Genomic DNA, 16827 nt, shown 5'->3' on the forward strand with positions numbered 1-16827 from the left:
TTTTAAATTTTGAAAATGAAAAACCTATACATCCTCTTTCTATGTGTGTTCTTTTTTAATTGTAAGAATGAAAACTCTAGAGTAGAAGTCAAACCTTTAACAGCCAATGAAATAGTTAATAAATCAATTACTGTTTCTGGCGGTGATACATTTAAAAACGCTTTAATAGAATTTAATTTTAGAGATAAGTCTTATCGAGCTAAAAGAAATAATGGAAAATTTAAGTTTGAAAGAGAATTTGATGATTCAGAAGGCTACATTAATGATGTTATTGATAATAACGGTTTTACAAGATTTATTAATGGAGAAGTTTCGTCTGTCACTGACGATAAAAAACAGTCCTATATAGCATCCGTAAATTCTGTACATTATTTTTCAGTTTTACCTTATGGTCTAAACGACAAAGCAGTAAATAAAAAATTAATAGGAGAGGAGCAGATTAAAAACAAGAATTACTATAAAATAGAAGTTACTTTTAATAAAGAAGGTGGTGGCGAAGATTACGAAGATGTTTTCATTTATTGGATAAATAAAACCAGCTATAAACCTGATTATCTTGCATATTCATATAATGAAGACGATGGAAAAGGCAGACGTTTTAGAGAATCCTATAACGAACGTTATATTAATGGTTTACGTTTTGTAGATTATAACAACTACAAAGAGACTGACCAATTCTTTGGATTAAATAATTTAGGAAAAGCCTTTAATGAAAATAGCTTGAAACTTTTATCTAAAATAGAACTCGAAAATGTTAATGTAGATTTAATTAATAACTAAAACATTTGATGTTTTACTATCATTTGTAATGGTTACTATATATAGATTCCCATTATTATTATCATCAATCATGTCATACTTTTTTTCTCCTAAAAGCGCATTTACAAACATAGGTGTAGTGTTACTATGTCCAACGACAAGTACATTTTTACCTTTTGTATTAGCAAGAAAATCTTTTGACGCCATTTTGCGTGGGTCATAAAATTGAAGCTCTAAACTATTTGCTTTTGCAGTAGGCATAGCAGTTTCTTTGGTACGATTATAATTTGTAGAATAAACAGCATCAAATTTTACGTCTTTTAGGACATTAGCCCAATTATCAGCACGTTTTAAGCCTTTTTCAGTCAAATGAGGGTTACGGTTGTTTTTATCCGAACGGTCTTTTTCTGCATGACGGATAAGGTAATATGTAGTAGTACTTTTTTCTTTATATTCTTTAAGAAATGGACCTTCCCAGATAACTTGCTCTATCATCCATTTGCCATTGTCTTTGGATAATAATATGTAATCTAAACCCCAAGCGCCAGTCACTCTAGCTGATGCAATATGATTTGCAATTTCTAAAACCTTAACGCCACGCATTTTGGTTTCAGTACGTGTCATGCCTTGCTCTTTGATACGTTGTGCCAAAGCTAATGCCTTGTCAAAAGGTAAGTCTTGATAATATTTATATGCGCCAGTCTTTTTATCCTTTAGGTAACCAAATTTATAAAGTCTTGGTTTTAGAGCTGCTTTTAGTTTCAGAGTATCTCCCTGATAGAAGCCATCAATGTAATTGTTTAGCGTAGCTTCTATTTGATCTTTGTCAGAAGTATCTTGACCAAAAGCAAATAATGTAAATATTAATAAAAGAGTAGAGAAGATAGATTTCATAATAATATTGAATGAATGGTTACTTCAAATATAACTTAGAAATTAATTGTTAGTATAAAAGCTATGTTAAAAACTAGGGTAGACGTTCGAATATGAAATCAAGTCCATCAAATATTTGCTGTCCGAACCATAAATTACTATTATCCAGTTGTTCTATTATATTTCTATTAGAATCAATAGTTATAATATCTGTAATATTCCCATTATTTCCTGGGCAACCTTCTATAAAGCAATCAAAACTTATTTCGTATGTTGAAATCCGTGATTCAAATTCAGGAATAGTGCTAGTAATATCTACAGTATTGTCAGAATTGAATTTATAAACAACATCATTCTGATTATAAAATGTAGAACCACCACTAAAACCATCACGAGTTTCTATTAGTTGCCACTCACCAACAATAGGATGTAAGTTTACTGTTGAGTCATCTTCAGTATTACAATTAAAAAATAAAAGTGAGATTAAAAATAATAGTAAAAGTCTAATTCTCATAAAGGCATATTTATTAATTAGATGTATAAATCCAAAAATGGTTGCGTAATTTTATAAAAATTAAACCAACTCCAAAGCAATCTCAATCATTTGCTTAAAAGTAGTCTCACGTTCTTTACTGGTTGTACGTTCTCCCGAAACTAGCGAGTCTGAAATCGTTAAAATAGCAAGTGCATTAACGTTATGTTTTGCAGCTACTGTATATAGACCTGCAGCTTCCATCTCAACGCATAGCACTCCAAACTTGGACCATTTTTTATAGGACTCTATATCATCTTCATAAAATTCGTCAGATGATAAAACATTACCAGCTTTAATCGGAATATTTTTTCGTTTTGCAGCTTCAACAGCTTTTATAAAAAGATTAAAATCTGCTGTAGGTGCGTAATCGGCACCTCCAAAACGTAACTCATTAACACCAGAAGTTGATGATGCAGCCATAGCTAATACAACATCTCTGAGATTTACATCTTTTTGATAAGAACCAGCACTACCAACTCGTATAAGATTTTTTACACCAAACTCAGTAATTAATTCATTTGCATAAATAGAAATACTAGGAACACCCATTCCAGTACCCATTGTAGATACTTTTTTTCCATTATAGGTGCCAGTATAACCGTACATACCTCTAACTTCGTTAAAACAAATAGGGTTTTCAAAAAAAGTTTCTGCAATCCATTTGGCTCTTAATGGGTCGCCGGGAAGTAAAATAGTTTCTGCAATTTCGCCTTTTTTGGCGCCAATATGTACACTCATACCATAAAGGTAATTAAAGTTTAGTTAGCAACTTTAAGATTTTGATTATTCATCATATCAACACCAGATGAGGTCCCAATCCTCTCTACACCAGCTTCAATGTATTTCATAGCTGTTGCATAGTTTCTGATACCTCCAGAAGCTTTAATTTTTGCATGACCTTTTACTGTTTTCTTCATTATCTTAACTGCAGTTAAGGTTGCACCACTACTAGAAAAGCCAGTTGAAGTTTTTACATAATCAACTTTTGCATCTATACATATTTCACAAGCTTTAACGATTTCGTTTTTTGAAAGCTCGCTAATTTCAAGTATAACCTTTAGAGGAGTAGAGCCTATTGCAATTTTAATATCATTGATATCTTTTAAAACAGCTACATAATTTCTACTTTTTAAGAAGCCAATGTTCATAACCATATCAATCTCTGTAGCACCTTGTTCAATGGCTTCTTGTGCTTCAAATATCTTAGCTTTTGTAGACATAGCTCCTAATGGAAAGCTAACGACAGTGCATATCCCTACAGGTGTTTCTTTCAACACTTGTTTTGCAATTGGTATATAGCAACTATTTACACAGACAGTGCGAAAATTGTATGTAATAGCTTCATTACATAAATTAATAATTTCCTTTTCTGTAGCAGTTGGTTTTAATAAAGTATGATCAATATATGCATTTAATTCCATGGGGGTTTAGGTTTTTTAATATTATTCTCAATTTGAGTAAAAAGGGAAACTTAACAAGAATGGAATCTTGATTTAAGTTATGATGGAATTAATTAGCTCGATAAAATTAATGATTTATCCGACAAAAAGAAAATTTTGTAAGTGTTTTACAGTGCATTTCATCGAAAAGTTTAGAATTCGTCTAAATTTTGTGAGAATACAATTCGCTTTTAAAGCTACATAATAAAAAAGGCAACACTATTTTAAATATGAACGTCTCCACATCTAATTTTATGTTGCCTTAGATTGTCTGCCGCTAAGCAGACCAACCAATCATTATATAGACTGATTAGTGACTGTTTTGTTACAGAAAGTTTTAAATCTCTTCGATAACTAAGTCGCCTTGATTTCTAAAAACCAATTCCTTATCGAATTCATCTAAGAGAATTATGCTGTTTGTAGACACTTTACCTGCTAAGATTTCCTTACTTAACTGATTTAATACTTCTTTCTGAATTACACGCTTAACTGGTCGTGCTCCATATTCTGGATTGTAACCTTTTTCTGCTAGATACGCTTTTGCTTCTTGTGTTGCATCAAATGTAATACCCTGCTGTGCAATCATTTTTGTAATACTTTTAAGTTGTAAATCTACAATCTCTACAATATTATCTTTAGATAACGGAGTAAATAATATAGTGTCATCAATACGATTTAAAAATTCCGGTCTAACTGTTTGTTTTAATAATCCTAAAACATCCACTTTCGCAGCTTCCATGGCTGAAGGAATATCTTCCGTAGCAGCGAAACGTTCTTGTATAATATGGCTTCCCATATTAGATGTCATGATGATAATTGTGTTTTTAAAATCGGCTATACGACCTTTATTATCTGTTAATCTACCTTCATCTAAAACTTGAAGTAGTATATTAAAGGTGTCAGGATGTGCTTTTTCAATCTCATCTAACAAGACTACAGAATACGGTTTGCGTCTTACGGCTTCGGTTAATTGTCCGCCTTCGTCATAACCTACATATCCTGGAGGCGCACCAACCAAACGACTTACCGAATGACGCTCTTGATATTCGCTCATATCAATACGTGTCATGGCAGCTTCATCATCAAAAAGATATTCAGCCAATGCTTTTGCTAATTCCGTTTTACCAACACCAGTTGTTCCTAAAAATAAGAATGTTCCAATTGGTTTTTGCGGATTTTGTAATCCAGCACGACTACGGCGAACGGCATCGCTAACAGCTACAATGGCTTCTTCTTGTCCAACCACACGTTTGTGTAATTCGTCTTCAAGTTTTAGCAACTTTTCACGTTCGCTTTGAATCATTTTGGTTACAGGAATTCCTGTCCATTTAGCGACTACATCTGCAATATCTTCATAAGTCACTTCTTCTTTGATTAAAGCTGTTTCTTGTTGCTCTGCCAGTTGTTTTTGATATACTTCTAGTTGCTCAGTTGCTTCTTTAACTTTACCGTAGCGTATTTCCGCTACTTTGCCATAATCACCATCACGCTCAGCACGTTCAGCTTCAAGCTTATAGTTTTCAATGTCTTGTTTTATATTCTGAACATTCTCAACAACTTCTTTTTCATTCTTCCATTTCGCATTGAGCTCGTTACGTTCTTCTTTTAAATTTGCTAATTCGGCTTTTAAAGATTTTAACTTCGTTTCATCTTTTTCACGCTTAATCGCTTCATGCTCTATTTCGAGTTGCATTATTTTACGGTCCAAGACATCTAATTCTTCAGGTTTTGAATTGATTTCCATACGCAATTTTGAAGCCGCTTCGTCCATAAGATCAATGGCTTTATCTGGTAAGAAACGATTAGTTATATACCTACTAGATAACTCTACCGCACCAATAATTGCTTGGTCTTTAATGCGTACTTTATGATGTGTTTCGTATTTCTCTTTGATACCGCGAAGAATAGAAATTGCACTTTCGGTATCTGGTTCATTAACGTTAACTTTTTGAAAACGACGTTCTAATGCTTTGTCTTGTTCAAAGTACTTTTGATACTCGTCTAGAGTTGTGGCACCGATTGCACGTAACTCGCCACGAGCCAAAGCAGGTTTTAGGATGTTTGCTGCATCCATGGCACCTTGACCGCCACCAGCACCTACAAGCGTGTGAATTTCGTCAATGAATAACACAATATCACCATCAGAAGTTGTAACTTCTTTTATCACGGCTTTTAAGCGTTCTTCGAATTCACCTTTAAATTTTGCGCCAGCAATTAAAGCACCCATGTCTAATGCAAAAATTTGCTTGTCTTTTAAGTTTTCAGGGATATCACCATCTATAATTCTGTGTGCTAAACCTTCGGCAATAGCGGTTTTACCAGTACCAGGTTCACCTACTAATATTGGATTGTTTTTGGTTCGACGCGATAATATTTGAAGAATTCTTCGAATCTCTTCATCACGACCAATAACTGGGTCAAGTTTTCCGTCTTGCGCTAACTGGTTTAGATTTTTTGCATACTTGTTTAATGAATTATACGTTTCTTCTTGACTTTGTGATGTGACTCTGTCGCCTTTGCGTAACTCTTCAATAGATGCTTTTAAGGCTTTTTCTGAAACACCTTGATCTTTTAAAACTTGAGCAATTTTAGATTTCGATTTAAAAATGGCTAGTACCAAATGTTCAATAGACACAAAATCATCGTTCATTTTTTTAGCAATAATTGAGGCTTCATTAATAGTTTTCCCAGCTTCTCGAGACAGCATAATGTCTCCACCAGTAACTTTACTGAAGCTTTCTAACGCTGCATCAAGTATCTGCTCTAGTAAGTTGTTATTTACATTTAGTTTTTTTAATAGAAATGGCAACACATTTTCATCGACGTTAAGTATACCTTTAAAAATATGTTCGTTTTCAATTTGTTGATGGCCATGAGATTGCGCAATTTGTTGCGCTTGTTGTATGGCTTCTTGCGATTTAATTGTATAGTTATTAAAATTCATATTTTATGTTTTTTGTGTCTTGTCGATTATCCTCGAGTTTGACTGTTATTTTCTTTTTCTGTTAGGTTTATTTCAATTATCTTACCAACTCATTGAACAAGACAAAATGTCTGAAAAAGCATTGTTATTGCTGACTTTTTGACTTGTTGTAAGTCGTAATTATTATTACGACTTAGCTAAAAAGGATATATAGATTTATGGGTTTATTTAATAAAATGTTTGGTTCGTCTGAACCCAAAGAAGAAAAAGTTTTGCCGTGGCAAGCCTTAACAGATGTAAGTCAATTGTCTGAAATTGAAAAACGTTCTAATGGTAAAACACAGTTGGTATTTAAGCACTCTACACGATGTGGTATTAGTCGTATGGTGATGAATCAGTTTGTATCTATGTACGATTTAGATTTAAATGCAGATTTGTATTATCTCGATTTATTAAATTATAGAGAGGTTTCTAATGAGGTTGGTTACAAATTTCAAGTAATGCACCAATCACCTCAGTTAATAGTAATCAGAAACGGAAATGCTGTTACTCATGCGAGTCATGGTGCTATTAATGAGATTGAGTTAGAACAATTTGTATAAGTAATATTTTAAATTCTAAGTTAAAAATGCGCTATCTCATTATCCTTCTGTTTTTCTCGTCCCTATTGTCTTCGCAGACAACAGTTGAGAAATCTCAAAACAAATGGCTTTTAAAAGTTGATGGAAATGATTTTAAAGTCAAGGGTGTAACCTTTGGTTATGATAAAGACACGGCTAACTACGATAATTATTTTAAGGAATTAAAAGTTTTAGGTGTAAATACAATTAGAACTTGGGCTACTGGAGATAATTCTCTAAAACTATTGGACAATGCTCATGCCAATGGCATAAAAGTCATGATGGGTATCTGGATGCGTCATGGTAGACCAGGAATGGAAGATGACGACAGCTTTAATTATTTGAAAGATACTAAAGGTAAGGAGGCAATGTATGATAATGCAATTAAAGTTGTTAATCGTTACAAAAATCATCCAGCAATACTTACATGGGGCATTGGTAATGAAGTGTACCTTAATATAGGCACAGAAGAAGAAAAATTAGCTTATTCAAAATTATTAGAAAGAATATGTAGTCAAATAAAAGAATTAGACCCAAATCACCCAGTTACATCAGTTGAAGCATGGACATTTGGTATGGATTGGTGGGAAAAGCATGTGCCTTCAATTGATATTTATGGGCTTAATAGCTATGGTTTTGGGGCCAACTTTTTGCAAGAAGAGTTAAATAAACGAAATATTAACAAACCCTACATCATTACCGAATTTGGAGTCACGGGTGAATGGGATATAAAGAACGAAAAGTTAGCCGTAAAGATAGAACCTAGTGATACAGAAAAATATGATGCTATTGTCACAGGCTATAAAGATTGGATTGTAGATAAGCCATCGTGTTTAGGTGTTTATGTATTTCATTACTCTAATAGCAATAATTTTATATCTCCATGGCTGTATACACATGTAAATGGATATAAACGCCCTCAATATTGGGCAATACGTGAAGCTTATACTGGCAAAAAACCAGATAATAAAGTACCTTTTATAAAAAGCTTTGTGCTTACTGAGACTAATGCTAAAAGTGAAATATGGTTGCCTGTAGATTTACATGTCACAGATAAGGACAATGACAGTTTAGAATTTAGTTTTTACTATAATCACAGAAAAGGAAGTAGGAAACGTAGAGATGCCATAAAAAAACTTAATCATCGTGGGTCTTTAAAGGGTGGTTTTGAAATAGAACTTCCTAAGGTTCATGGTGCTACTAAAATATATGTGTACGTCAATGATAATTATGGTAATCTTGCTATTGCTTCAGATGTTATTGATGTATTTGATAAGAACTCTAAAAAGAAAAAATACTTGGTGCCTAAAGTAGATTTACCTTTCTACGTCTACAAGGATAATAACGAAATTCCATATGTTCCTTCTGGGTTAATGGGAAATTATAGAGCACTAAACATTGATTTAAATCATACAGATAACGTCCAGTCTGGAAAAACAGCAATTGAAATAAGTTATAATGTTGGTCATGACTGGTATGGAGTGGCCATGGTAGATCCTGCTAATGATTGGGGTAATATTTTAGGAGGTTATGACATATCAGGAGCAAAATCTTTTAGTTTTTGGGCAAAAGCCACGAGTAATAAGGTTTTGGCAACAATTGGTTTTGGTCTTATAGATAAGGATAAGCCATTTCCAGATACTGCTAAAAAATCTGTTGAAATTATTTTAACTAAAGAATGGAAAAAGTATACAATTAAAACTAAAAGACAGGATCTTTCATGTATTCGTTCAGGTTTTGTTCTGTTCTCTAGTGGTATTGGTCAAGGACACAAAATATACCTTGACAATATTGTTTTTGAATAATTTGTAGATTATTTGAAATCAATAGTACAACTCTTAGAATTTCCAAACCACTTTACACGATTCTTAGAAGCTGTTTTGTAAATATAATCTCTAATTAATCTTGGTATAAAACCAAGAAGAGCAGCAACACGTTTCCATTTTGGAATTTTTGAGATGATGCGTATAAAACCATCAGAGTGAGTTTTAACCCCATTGTCATCAATTAAAATAACAGTATCCAAACGTTTGGTAGGGAAGCCATTTTTTATTAGTAATTGTTGTCCGTAGGTAGACTGAAATGCTACAAACTGAAACATGTCCTCTGGAGCAAATTTTAACAACCAGCCAACTACACCGTTACAAAGGTTACATTCCCCATCAAAAATTATAATATCTTTTTCCATTCTGGTTTTTATTAGTTGATTAATATAGCAGTAGACGAACTTATTGGATGCAACTTTCAAGCTAGGTTATTTTTTAATTCTTTTTTATGATAAATGTTAGTCGGTATCACTGTATTAAATCGTATCTTAGGGATATAAGTTTAACACCAAAAATAGAATGATTATGACGGTAAATTTTCAATACGTAGACACAGATGTAAGTGAAACACTCTCCCAGTTCACTGTAGAGAAATTAGAAAAATTGAATGATAAATTTGAGTTTTTAATTTCAGCACAAGTTTATTTTAAACACGATAGTAAAGACCACGAAGCTGGTAAAATTTGTAATATTGAGTTGAGTCTTCCTGGTCCAAGAATTTTTGCTAAATCTAATGAGCGAGAATATGAATTAGCAGTTACTGAGACTATAAACGATTTGAGACGTCAATTAGATAAACGTAAAGAAACATATAAAGTTTACTAGTTGTGTTAATAATAATTATAAAGCTCGAGGCATAAAAGTCTCGAGTTTTTTTATCTATGATGATAAGGCTCATTTTTTAATATTGTAAAACCACGGTATAACTGCTCTATAAAAAATAAACGAACCATTTGGTGTGAGAATGTCATTTGGGACAAACCTAATTTACTGTTAGAACGCTTGTAAACAGCATCTGAAAAACCATATGGACCACCAATGACAAAAATAATTTGCTTCACGCCAGAGTTTAAATGTTTTTGAATATAGTTTGAAAACGCTACAGAATCCATCTGTTTTCCATTTTCGTCTAACAGAATAAGTACTTCAGAATTCTGAACTTTAGCTAGAATGAGCTCGCCTTCTTTTTCTTTCTGCTGAGCTTCTGATAAATGTTTTGCTTTTTTGATGTCTGGAATAATATCAAGACTAAACTTAATATAAAAACCTAAACGTTTTTGGTAGTCTTCAATTAAGGCTTGAAGTTGTTTGTTATCAGTTTTGCCAATGGCTATCAATTTTATTTGCATGTTCAAATTTACAATTTCATTTTTTCTGAATCAATTCGTGAATCAATTTCCTATTTTTACGTTAAATAATAGTATCAATGATTTCAAAAGAACAATTCAATAAAGAAATAGAGCTCATAATCGCTAACGCGATTCGTGAGGATGTTGGAGATGGTGACCATAGTTCACTAGCTTGTATACCAGCTTCAGCACAAGGGAAAGCAAAACTTTTGGTTAAGGACAAAGGTGTAATTGCAGGAGTTGAATTTGCTAAACAAGTTTTTGACTATGTTGATACTGATATGAAGGTTGAAACATTAATTGAAGACGGAAGTCATGTAAAATATGGTGATATTGCGTTTTATATTGAAGGTGCTTCACAATCTATTTTAAAAGCCGAAAGACTTGTACTTAATGCAATGCAGCGTATGAGTGCTATAGCTACTAAAACCAAAGTGTTTGTAGATTTGTTAGAAGGAACAGGTACTCAGATTTTAGACACTCGTAAAACGACACCAGGCATAAGAGCTTTAGAAAAATGGGCAGTAACTATTGGAGGCGGAACAAACCATCGTTTTGCATTGTACGATATGATTATGCTTAAAGACAACCACATCGACTTTTCAGGAGGTGTTTCTAAAGCTATAAATAAGACAAAAGACTATTTAAAAAAAACCAATCGGGACTTAAAGATTATTGTCGAAGCTAGAAACCTACATGAAATACAAGAGATATTGGATTGCGGTGGTGTTTACAGAATTCTTATAGATAATTTTAATTATGAAGATACTCGTAAAGCTGTAAAATTAATTGGCGATAAATGTTTAACAGAATCTTCAGGTGGTATTAACGAAAAAACGGTGAGACACTATGCAGAGTGTGGTGTTGATTTTATTTCATCAGGTGCATTAACACATTCTGTGTATAATATGGACTTGAGCCTAAAAGCAGTTTAAACGCTATTTTTTATGTCAAAATCGATAGAAGATAAGCTTAAAAAAATACCGGTAATTAATATTTTGGTGCGTTTTTGCCAAAAAATTAAGCTGCCAGCTTTTGAGGGTTTATCAGTTTACGATTTATTAGAATTATATGGGTTAGGTATTGTCAAAGGCACACTAACGACTCGTGCTAGTGCAATTGCATTTAGTTTTTTTACGTCTATATTCCCATTTTTATTGTTTGTTGTTATTCTTATTCCTGTAATACCCATTGATGGTTTTGATGTAGAATTTTCTAAGTTTTTAGAGTCATTTTTACCTGCACAAACTTCGGACTTTTTTATGTCTACTATTTTCGAAAACTTAGAGGGTAATAGTCAAGCAGGCTTATTATCATCTGTTTTTTTGTTATCAATGTTTCTGATGGCTAACGGTGTCAATGCAGTATTTTCTGGTTTCGAGAATTCGTACCATGAGCAATTAACACGAAATGTATTTCAACAATATCTATATGCACTAGGCATAGCTCTTATTTTGGCGTTTTTAGTTCTGTTTACTGTAGCAGTTTTTATTTATACGCAAGTATATATTATTGTACCAATAAATGAGGCTTTCGGTACTGAAGAAGCGACCAATCGACAATGGATTTTAGTTGCAAAATATCTCTTTTTTGTAGTTATGGTCTACTTGGCTACAGCCACATTATATTATTTTGGAACTAAAGAAGGTAGACAAACACGATTTTTCTCAATTGGTGCACTCTTAACAACATTGCTAATTATTCTAACCTCATATTTATTTGGTATTTATATCGATAATTTTTCGAAATACAATGAGTTGTATGGTTCTATAGGCGCTTTATTGATTTTGTTATTATACCTATGGCTTAATGCTAATATTTTACTACTTGGATATGAACTTAATGCTACTTTAAGAGGGTTGCATAAGCTAAATGAAATGACACCAGCAGATGAATAATCATTTTATAGATGTCATATTGCCAATTCCACTTCAGAAAGCATTTACTTATCATATTACAGAAGCCGAAGCTGAATTTCTAAAACCAGGTATACGTGTTGCTGTACCCTTTGGCAAGAGCAAAATTTATACAGCATTAGCTTATAAAATTCACAATAAGCCACCAATAGCTTACGAGGCAAAAACCATCCATCAAATACTAGATGATAAACCATTAGTAACAGAAAAGCAATTAGAGCATTGGCAATGGATTGCTAGTTATTACATGTGTAGTTTAGGAGAAGTAATGCGCGCGGCAATACCAAACGCATTTATTATAGAAAGCGAAACTATTATTTCAAAAGTAGAAGATGCTATAGTAAATGATTCAGAATTAAAGGACGAAGAGTTTTTGATTTATGAGGCATTGCATCATCAATCATCTTTAAAGATTCAAGATGTAATTTCAATTTTAGATAAGAAACGTGTTTTGCCAATCATTAATGGCTTAGTTGAAAAAGGGATTATACAACTTCAAGAAGAAATTTATCAGAAATACACGCCTAAATTAGTACGTTATGTTCGATTGCATGAGCATCATAAATCTGAAGATAAACTACAGAAATTATTAGAATTATTAAATCGAGCTAAAAAGCAACGTGATGTGGTTTTGACTTTGTTTCAGTTAGAAGCAACGTCACAAAAAGCAATAAAAGTTACTGAATTGGTTGAAAAAAGTGGCGCATCATCAGCAATCATAAAAACTTTGATTGATAAAAAAATATTGGAAGAATACCATATCCAAACTGATCGTGTCAATTTTGAAGGTGAAGCTGGAGCTGAGTCAAAACAGCTCAATGAATATCAGCAAAAAGCTTTTGAGGAGATAAATACCTCTTTTGAAGAAAAGTCAGTCGTCTTATTACATGGCGTAACATCTTCGGGAAAAACGGAGATTTACATTAAGCTGATAGAAAAACAATTAGAACAGCAAAAACAAGTATTGTATTTACTGCCAGAAATAGCTTTAACTACACAATTGGTTTCACGATTGCAAGATTATTTTGGAGAAAAGGTAGCAGTATTTCATTCCAGATATTCTGGTAACGAACGTGTTGAAGCCTGGAACAACATTTTAAACAATTCTGAGAAGGCACAAATAATAATAGGAGCAAGGTCTTCATTATTATTACCTTTTAGAGATTTAGGTTTAATTATTGTCGATGAGGAGCATGAGCAATCTTATAAACAATTTGACCCAGCACCAAGATACCATGCGAGAGATGCAGCTATAGTTTTAGCAAATATGTTTAATGCCAAAACACTTTTGGGTACTGCGACACCAAGTTTAGAAACTTACTATAATACTTCGGAAGGAAAATACGGTTTAGTGGAGATTACAAAGCGTTATAATGACGTTTTAATGCCAGAAATAGAGCTGGTAGATTTAGCTGATAAATACAAACGTAAACGTATGAAAGGTCATTTTAGTGACCGATTAATAGAAGAAATGACGGAAGCGTTTGAAGAAGGTTTTCAAGTTATTCTATTTCAGAACAGGAGAGGCTTTTCTCCAATTGTAGAATGTACGACTTGTGGTAACTCTCCACAATGTCCTAATTGCGATGTGAGTTTAACCTACCATCAATACCGAGACCAACTGCGATGTCATTATTGCGGTTATAATTCTGCAATGTTAAAAAGTTGTCAAGCTTGTGGTAATATAACTTTGGATACTAAGGGTTTTGGAACAGAACAAATAGAAGAAGAAGTAAAGGCTTTGTTTCCTGATAGGCGAGTGGCACGAATGGACTTAGATACTACAAGAGGTAAATATGGTTTCGAGAAGTTAATAACTCGTTTTGAACAGCGAGAAATTGATGTTTTAGTTGGTACGCAAATGATTACTAAAGGTTTAGATTTTAGATATGTAAAACTAGTAGGCATTTTAAATGCTGATAATTTGCTCAATTTTCCAGATTTTAGAGCTCATGAACGTAGTTATCAACTCATGGCACAGGTTTCTGGACGTGCTGGACGGACAGATTTACGAGGAAAAGTATTAATACAAACCTACAACCCGCATCATAATATTTTACAGCAGGTTTCTACTAACTCCTACACCGAGATGTATAAGGAACAGTTAAATGATAGATATAATTACAAATACCCGCCAATTTTTCGCCTTATAAAAGTTACACTAAAACATAAAGATTATAATCGAGTAAACTTGGCAGCTGATTGGTATGCTAAATCTTTGAAGCTGTATTTTAAAACAAATGTTTTGGGTCCAGAATTTCCACCTGTATCAAGAATTAGAAATTTATACCATAAAAATATTTTAATCAAAATTCCTCAAAATCAGTCTTTACCAAAGACTAAAGAAGCAATTGCAAGAATAGATAATAGCTTTAATGCAGTCAAAGATTTTAGATCAGTTAGGGTAATCATTAATGTGGATAATTATTAAAAATTGATATAAAAAAATCTCATTGTTTCCAATGAGATTTTCTAATCACTTCTAATGATTTAGGTATTAACCTAATTTTGGGGTTTTAAGCGAATTACATATTATTTAACGCATCAACAAGTTGCGTTTTCTTATTTCGACTTAAGGGTATTTCATATGCTCCGACTTCAACATTTTTACTGTTAAAGCGATCAATCTTGTCTAGATTGACGATATAAGATTTATGGATTCTGAGAAATTTGCCTTCAGGCAGTTCTTTTTCAAAAGCTTTCATCGTGGATAAAACCACAAGACTATTTTCTTCGGTTACTACTTTTACGTAATCACCAAGTGCTTCAATCCATTTAATGTCTTTGATATAAACTTTACGCTTTTTAAGATTACTCTTAACAAAGATGTGTTCACCTTCAGTTTCGTTAAAGTCTAGTTTTAGTTTGTGTTGTTCAATAGCTTTCTCAACCGCTTGATTGAAACGCTCTTTGGTAATAGGTTTTTGAAGATAATCTGTAGCATCGTAATTAAATGCTTTAAATGCGTATTCGGTCTTACCAGTGACAAAAATAATTTGGGGTTTGTTATTTAAGACATCTAGAAGTTCGAAACCATTAAGAACAGGCATTTCGATATCAAGGAAGATTAAATCTACTTTTTTCGTATTTAATCCGTTTTTAGTTTCTAATGCACTACTATATTCAGCAACGAGATTTAGGGACTCGTGATTTTCTATAAGCTTTACTATAGATAAACGCTGAATTGCAGAGTCATCTACAACTACACAGTTTAAGGTCATAACATTATTGTTTTTAGGTTAAGCTTCGACAATAGTACAAAAAATTCGGACAAATACCAAAAATCATCGTTAAAGTGTAAAAAAACTTAATTTTTGTTTAAGTAGAAATTGGTTCAAAAATTACATATAATCACTTGTGGTACTTACAAATAATGTGTATTTTTGCACCCGTTTTTAACATTAATAAACAATTTTTATGAATCATTATGAAACTGTTTTCATCTTAAATCCCGTTTTATCTGACGACCAGATAAAGGAAACAGTAAAGAAATACGAAGACTTTCTTGTTTCTAAAGGAGCTAAGATGATTGCCAAAGAAGATTGGGGCTTAAAAAAGTTAGCTTATCCAATCCAAAACAAAAAAAGTGGTTTTTATCACTTATTTGAGTACACTGTAGCTGGTGAGGCTATTGAGCCTTTAGAGGTAGAATTTAGACGTGACGAGCGTTTTATGCGTTACTTGACTGTAAAGTTAGATAAGCATGCTATTGCTTGGGCTGCTAAAAGAAGAGATAGAAACAAACAAAAAGCAAAAGCGTAACTATGGCATCTATAGACCAACAAGCAAAAGGAAAAAAAGAAGGAGAGATTAGATATCTTACACCTTTAAACATAGAAACGTCAAAAGCTAAGAAGTACTGTCGTTTTAAGAAATCAGGTATTAAGTATGTAGATTATAAAGATGCAGACTTTTTACTATCATTTGTTAACGAGCAAGGTAAATTGTTACCAAGACGTTTAACAGGAACATCTTTAAAATACCAAAGAAAAGTTTCTGTAGCAGTAAAAAGAGCGAGACACTTGGCATTAATGCCTTATGTAGCGGATTTATTAAAATAAATTTATCATAACAATGGAACTTATATTAAAACAAGACGTTGAGAATTTAGGATTTAAAGACGATATTGTAACAGTTAAGAACGGTTATGGTAGAAACTTTTTAATCCCTCAAGGACAAGCAATTTTAGCTACAGTATCTGCAAAGAAAGTTTTAGCAGAAAACTTAAAGCAACGTGCTTTTAAAGAGCAAAAATTAATTGATGATGCTAAGAAAATTTCTGATGCATTAAACAATTTAGAAATCAAAATAGCATCTAAAGTTGGATCAGGAGATAAATTATTTGGATCTGTAAACAACATTGATGTTGCTGGTGCTTTACAAAAAGAAGGTCACAGCATTGAAAAGAAATTTATCAATGTAATTGGTGGTAACGTTAAGCGTTTAGGAAAATACAATGCAGTTATTAGATTGCATAGAGAAGTAGTTATAGACATGCCTTTCGAGGTTGTTGCTGAAGCTTAATCTCTTTTTTACAAATTTTGAAACCGTTTAGTTAATACCTAAACGGTTTTTTTATTAATTCAA

Annotated in this window: 18 protein-coding genes; 10 read left to right on the forward strand and 8 right to left on the reverse strand. The window is 32.6% G+C overall.

Annotation, left to right across the window (positions count from 1 at the left end; genetic code table 11):
• Window positions 1-15: 15 nt before the first annotated feature.
• Window positions 16-780 carry a DUF6503 family protein gene (locus BTO05_RS00320; protein ID WP_087490744.1) on the forward strand — a complete coding sequence of 255 codons (765 nt, stop codon included), beginning with the start codon at window positions 16-18 and terminating at the stop codon, window positions 778-780.
• Here the strand turns inward: BTO05_RS00320 and BTO05_RS14060 are convergent.
• The 5 genes from BTO05_RS14060 to clpB all read right to left on the reverse strand — a co-directional run bounded on the left by BTO05_RS14060 (window position 766) and on the right by clpB (window position 6550).
• The gene (locus tag BTO05_RS14060) at window positions 766-1653 is read right to left on the reverse strand and encodes a histidine phosphatase family protein (protein WP_198295240.1); all 888 of its coding nucleotides are present in this window, start codon (window positions 1651-1653) and stop codon (window positions 766-768) included. The genes BTO05_RS00320 and BTO05_RS14060 overlap by 15 nt on opposite strands.
• Window positions 1654-1726: 73 nt before the next feature.
• Window positions 1727-2146 carry a hypothetical protein gene (locus BTO05_RS00330; protein WP_087490745.1) on the reverse strand — a complete coding sequence of 140 codons (420 nt, stop codon included), beginning with the start codon at window positions 2144-2146 and terminating at the stop codon, window positions 1727-1729.
• Window positions 2147-2206: 60 nt separating this feature from the next.
• Complete coding sequence (gene deoD / locus BTO05_RS00335; RefSeq protein WP_087490746.1) at window positions 2207-2905, reverse strand: purine-nucleoside phosphorylase; 699 nt, start codon at window positions 2903-2905, stop codon at window positions 2207-2209.
• A gap of 20 nt (window positions 2906-2925) precedes the next feature.
• Entirely contained in the window at window positions 2926-3588 is a 663-nt protein-coding gene (gene deoC, locus BTO05_RS00340) for a deoxyribose-phosphate aldolase (RefSeq protein ID WP_087490747.1), read from the reverse strand.
• Between the two features lie 355 nt (window positions 3589-3943).
• A complete protein-coding gene (clpB, locus tag BTO05_RS00345) occupies window positions 3944-6550 on the reverse strand; it encodes an ATP-dependent chaperone ClpB (protein ID WP_087490748.1) in 2607 nt (868 codons plus the stop codon).
• A gap of 197 nt (window positions 6551-6747) precedes the next feature.
• Here clpB and ytxJ point away from each other — a divergent pair, with 197 nt between their 5' ends.
• Complete coding sequence (gene ytxJ / locus BTO05_RS00350; RefSeq protein ID WP_087490749.1) at window positions 6748-7131, forward strand: bacillithiol system redox-active protein YtxJ; 384 nt, start codon at window positions 6748-6750, stop codon at window positions 7129-7131.
• Between the two features lie 26 nt (window positions 7132-7157).
• Window positions 7158-8954, forward strand: coding sequence for a glycoside hydrolase family 2 TIM barrel-domain containing protein (locus tag BTO05_RS00355; RefSeq protein ID WP_087490750.1), 1797 nt, complete (start codon window positions 7158-7160; stop codon window positions 8952-8954).
• A gap of 8 nt (window positions 8955-8962) precedes the next feature.
• Here the strand turns inward: BTO05_RS00355 and BTO05_RS00360 are convergent, their stop codons facing one another.
• Entirely contained in the window at window positions 8963-9337 is a 375-nt protein-coding gene (locus tag BTO05_RS00360) for a thiol-disulfide oxidoreductase DCC family protein (protein ID WP_087490751.1), read from the reverse strand.
• A 163-nt stretch (window positions 9338-9500) separates the two neighbouring features.
• Here BTO05_RS00360 and BTO05_RS00365 point away from each other — a divergent pair, with 163 nt between their 5' ends.
• The gene (locus tag BTO05_RS00365) at window positions 9501-9800 is read left to right on the forward strand and encodes an HPF/RaiA family ribosome-associated protein (RefSeq protein WP_087490752.1); all 300 of its coding nucleotides are present in this window, start codon (window positions 9501-9503) and stop codon (window positions 9798-9800) included.
• 50 nt (window positions 9801-9850) lie between these two features.
• On the opposite strand, the gene rlmH is transcribed toward BTO05_RS00365, so the two are convergent.
• The gene (gene rlmH, locus BTO05_RS00370) at window positions 9851-10324 is read right to left on the reverse strand and encodes a 23S rRNA (pseudouridine(1915)-N(3))-methyltransferase RlmH (protein WP_087490753.1); all 474 of its coding nucleotides are present in this window, start codon (window positions 10322-10324) and stop codon (window positions 9851-9853) included.
• 77 nt (window positions 10325-10401) lie between these two features.
• Here rlmH and nadC point away from each other — a divergent pair, with 77 nt between their 5' ends.
• From nadC to priA, 3 genes are read left to right on the forward strand one after another with little or no spacing between them, the layout of a single operon-like run.
• The gene (nadC, locus tag BTO05_RS00375) at window positions 10402-11259 is read left to right on the forward strand and encodes a carboxylating nicotinate-nucleotide diphosphorylase (RefSeq protein ID WP_087490754.1); all 858 of its coding nucleotides are present in this window, start codon (window positions 10402-10404) and stop codon (window positions 11257-11259) included.
• A 12-nt stretch (window positions 11260-11271) separates the two neighbouring features.
• The gene (locus tag BTO05_RS00380) at window positions 11272-12222 is read left to right on the forward strand and encodes a YihY/virulence factor BrkB family protein (protein WP_087490755.1); all 951 of its coding nucleotides are present in this window, start codon (window positions 11272-11274) and stop codon (window positions 12220-12222) included.
• Window positions 12215-14671, forward strand: a complete 2457-nt coding sequence (priA, locus tag BTO05_RS00385) for a primosomal protein N' (RefSeq protein WP_087490756.1) — start codon at window positions 12215-12217, stop codon at window positions 14669-14671. The genes BTO05_RS00380 and priA overlap by 8 nt, the downstream gene beginning before the upstream one ends.
• A 94-nt stretch (window positions 14672-14765) precedes the next feature.
• Here the strand turns inward: priA and BTO05_RS00390 are convergent, their stop codons facing one another.
• Entirely contained in the window at window positions 14766-15461 is a 696-nt protein-coding gene (locus BTO05_RS00390) for a LytR/AlgR family response regulator transcription factor (RefSeq protein WP_073087488.1), read from the reverse strand.
• A 196-nt stretch (window positions 15462-15657) separates the two neighbouring features.
• Here BTO05_RS00390 and rpsF point away from each other — a divergent pair, with 196 nt between their 5' ends.
• The 3 genes from rpsF to rplI are packed head-to-tail and all read left to right on the forward strand — an operon-like array spanning window position 15658 to window position 16764.
• Entirely contained in the window at window positions 15658-16002 is a 345-nt protein-coding gene (gene rpsF, locus BTO05_RS00395) for a 30S ribosomal protein S6 (protein WP_087490757.1), read from the forward strand.
• Window positions 16003-16004: 2 nt separating this feature from the next.
• Entirely contained in the window at window positions 16005-16301 is a 297-nt protein-coding gene (gene rpsR, locus BTO05_RS00400; protein WP_087490758.1) for a 30S ribosomal protein S18, read from the forward strand.
• A gap of 13 nt (window positions 16302-16314) precedes the next feature.
• Window positions 16315-16764 (forward strand): 50S ribosomal protein L9, encoded by a 450-nt coding sequence (gene rplI, locus BTO05_RS00405; RefSeq protein WP_087490759.1) that lies wholly within the window; start codon window positions 16315-16317, stop codon window positions 16762-16764.
• Window positions 16765-16827: the final 63 nt, after the last annotated feature.

The sequence above is a fragment of the Winogradskyella sp. PC-19 genome (genome assembly GCF_002163855.1).
GTDB lineage: Bacteria > Bacteroidota > Bacteroidia > Flavobacteriales > Flavobacteriaceae > Winogradskyella.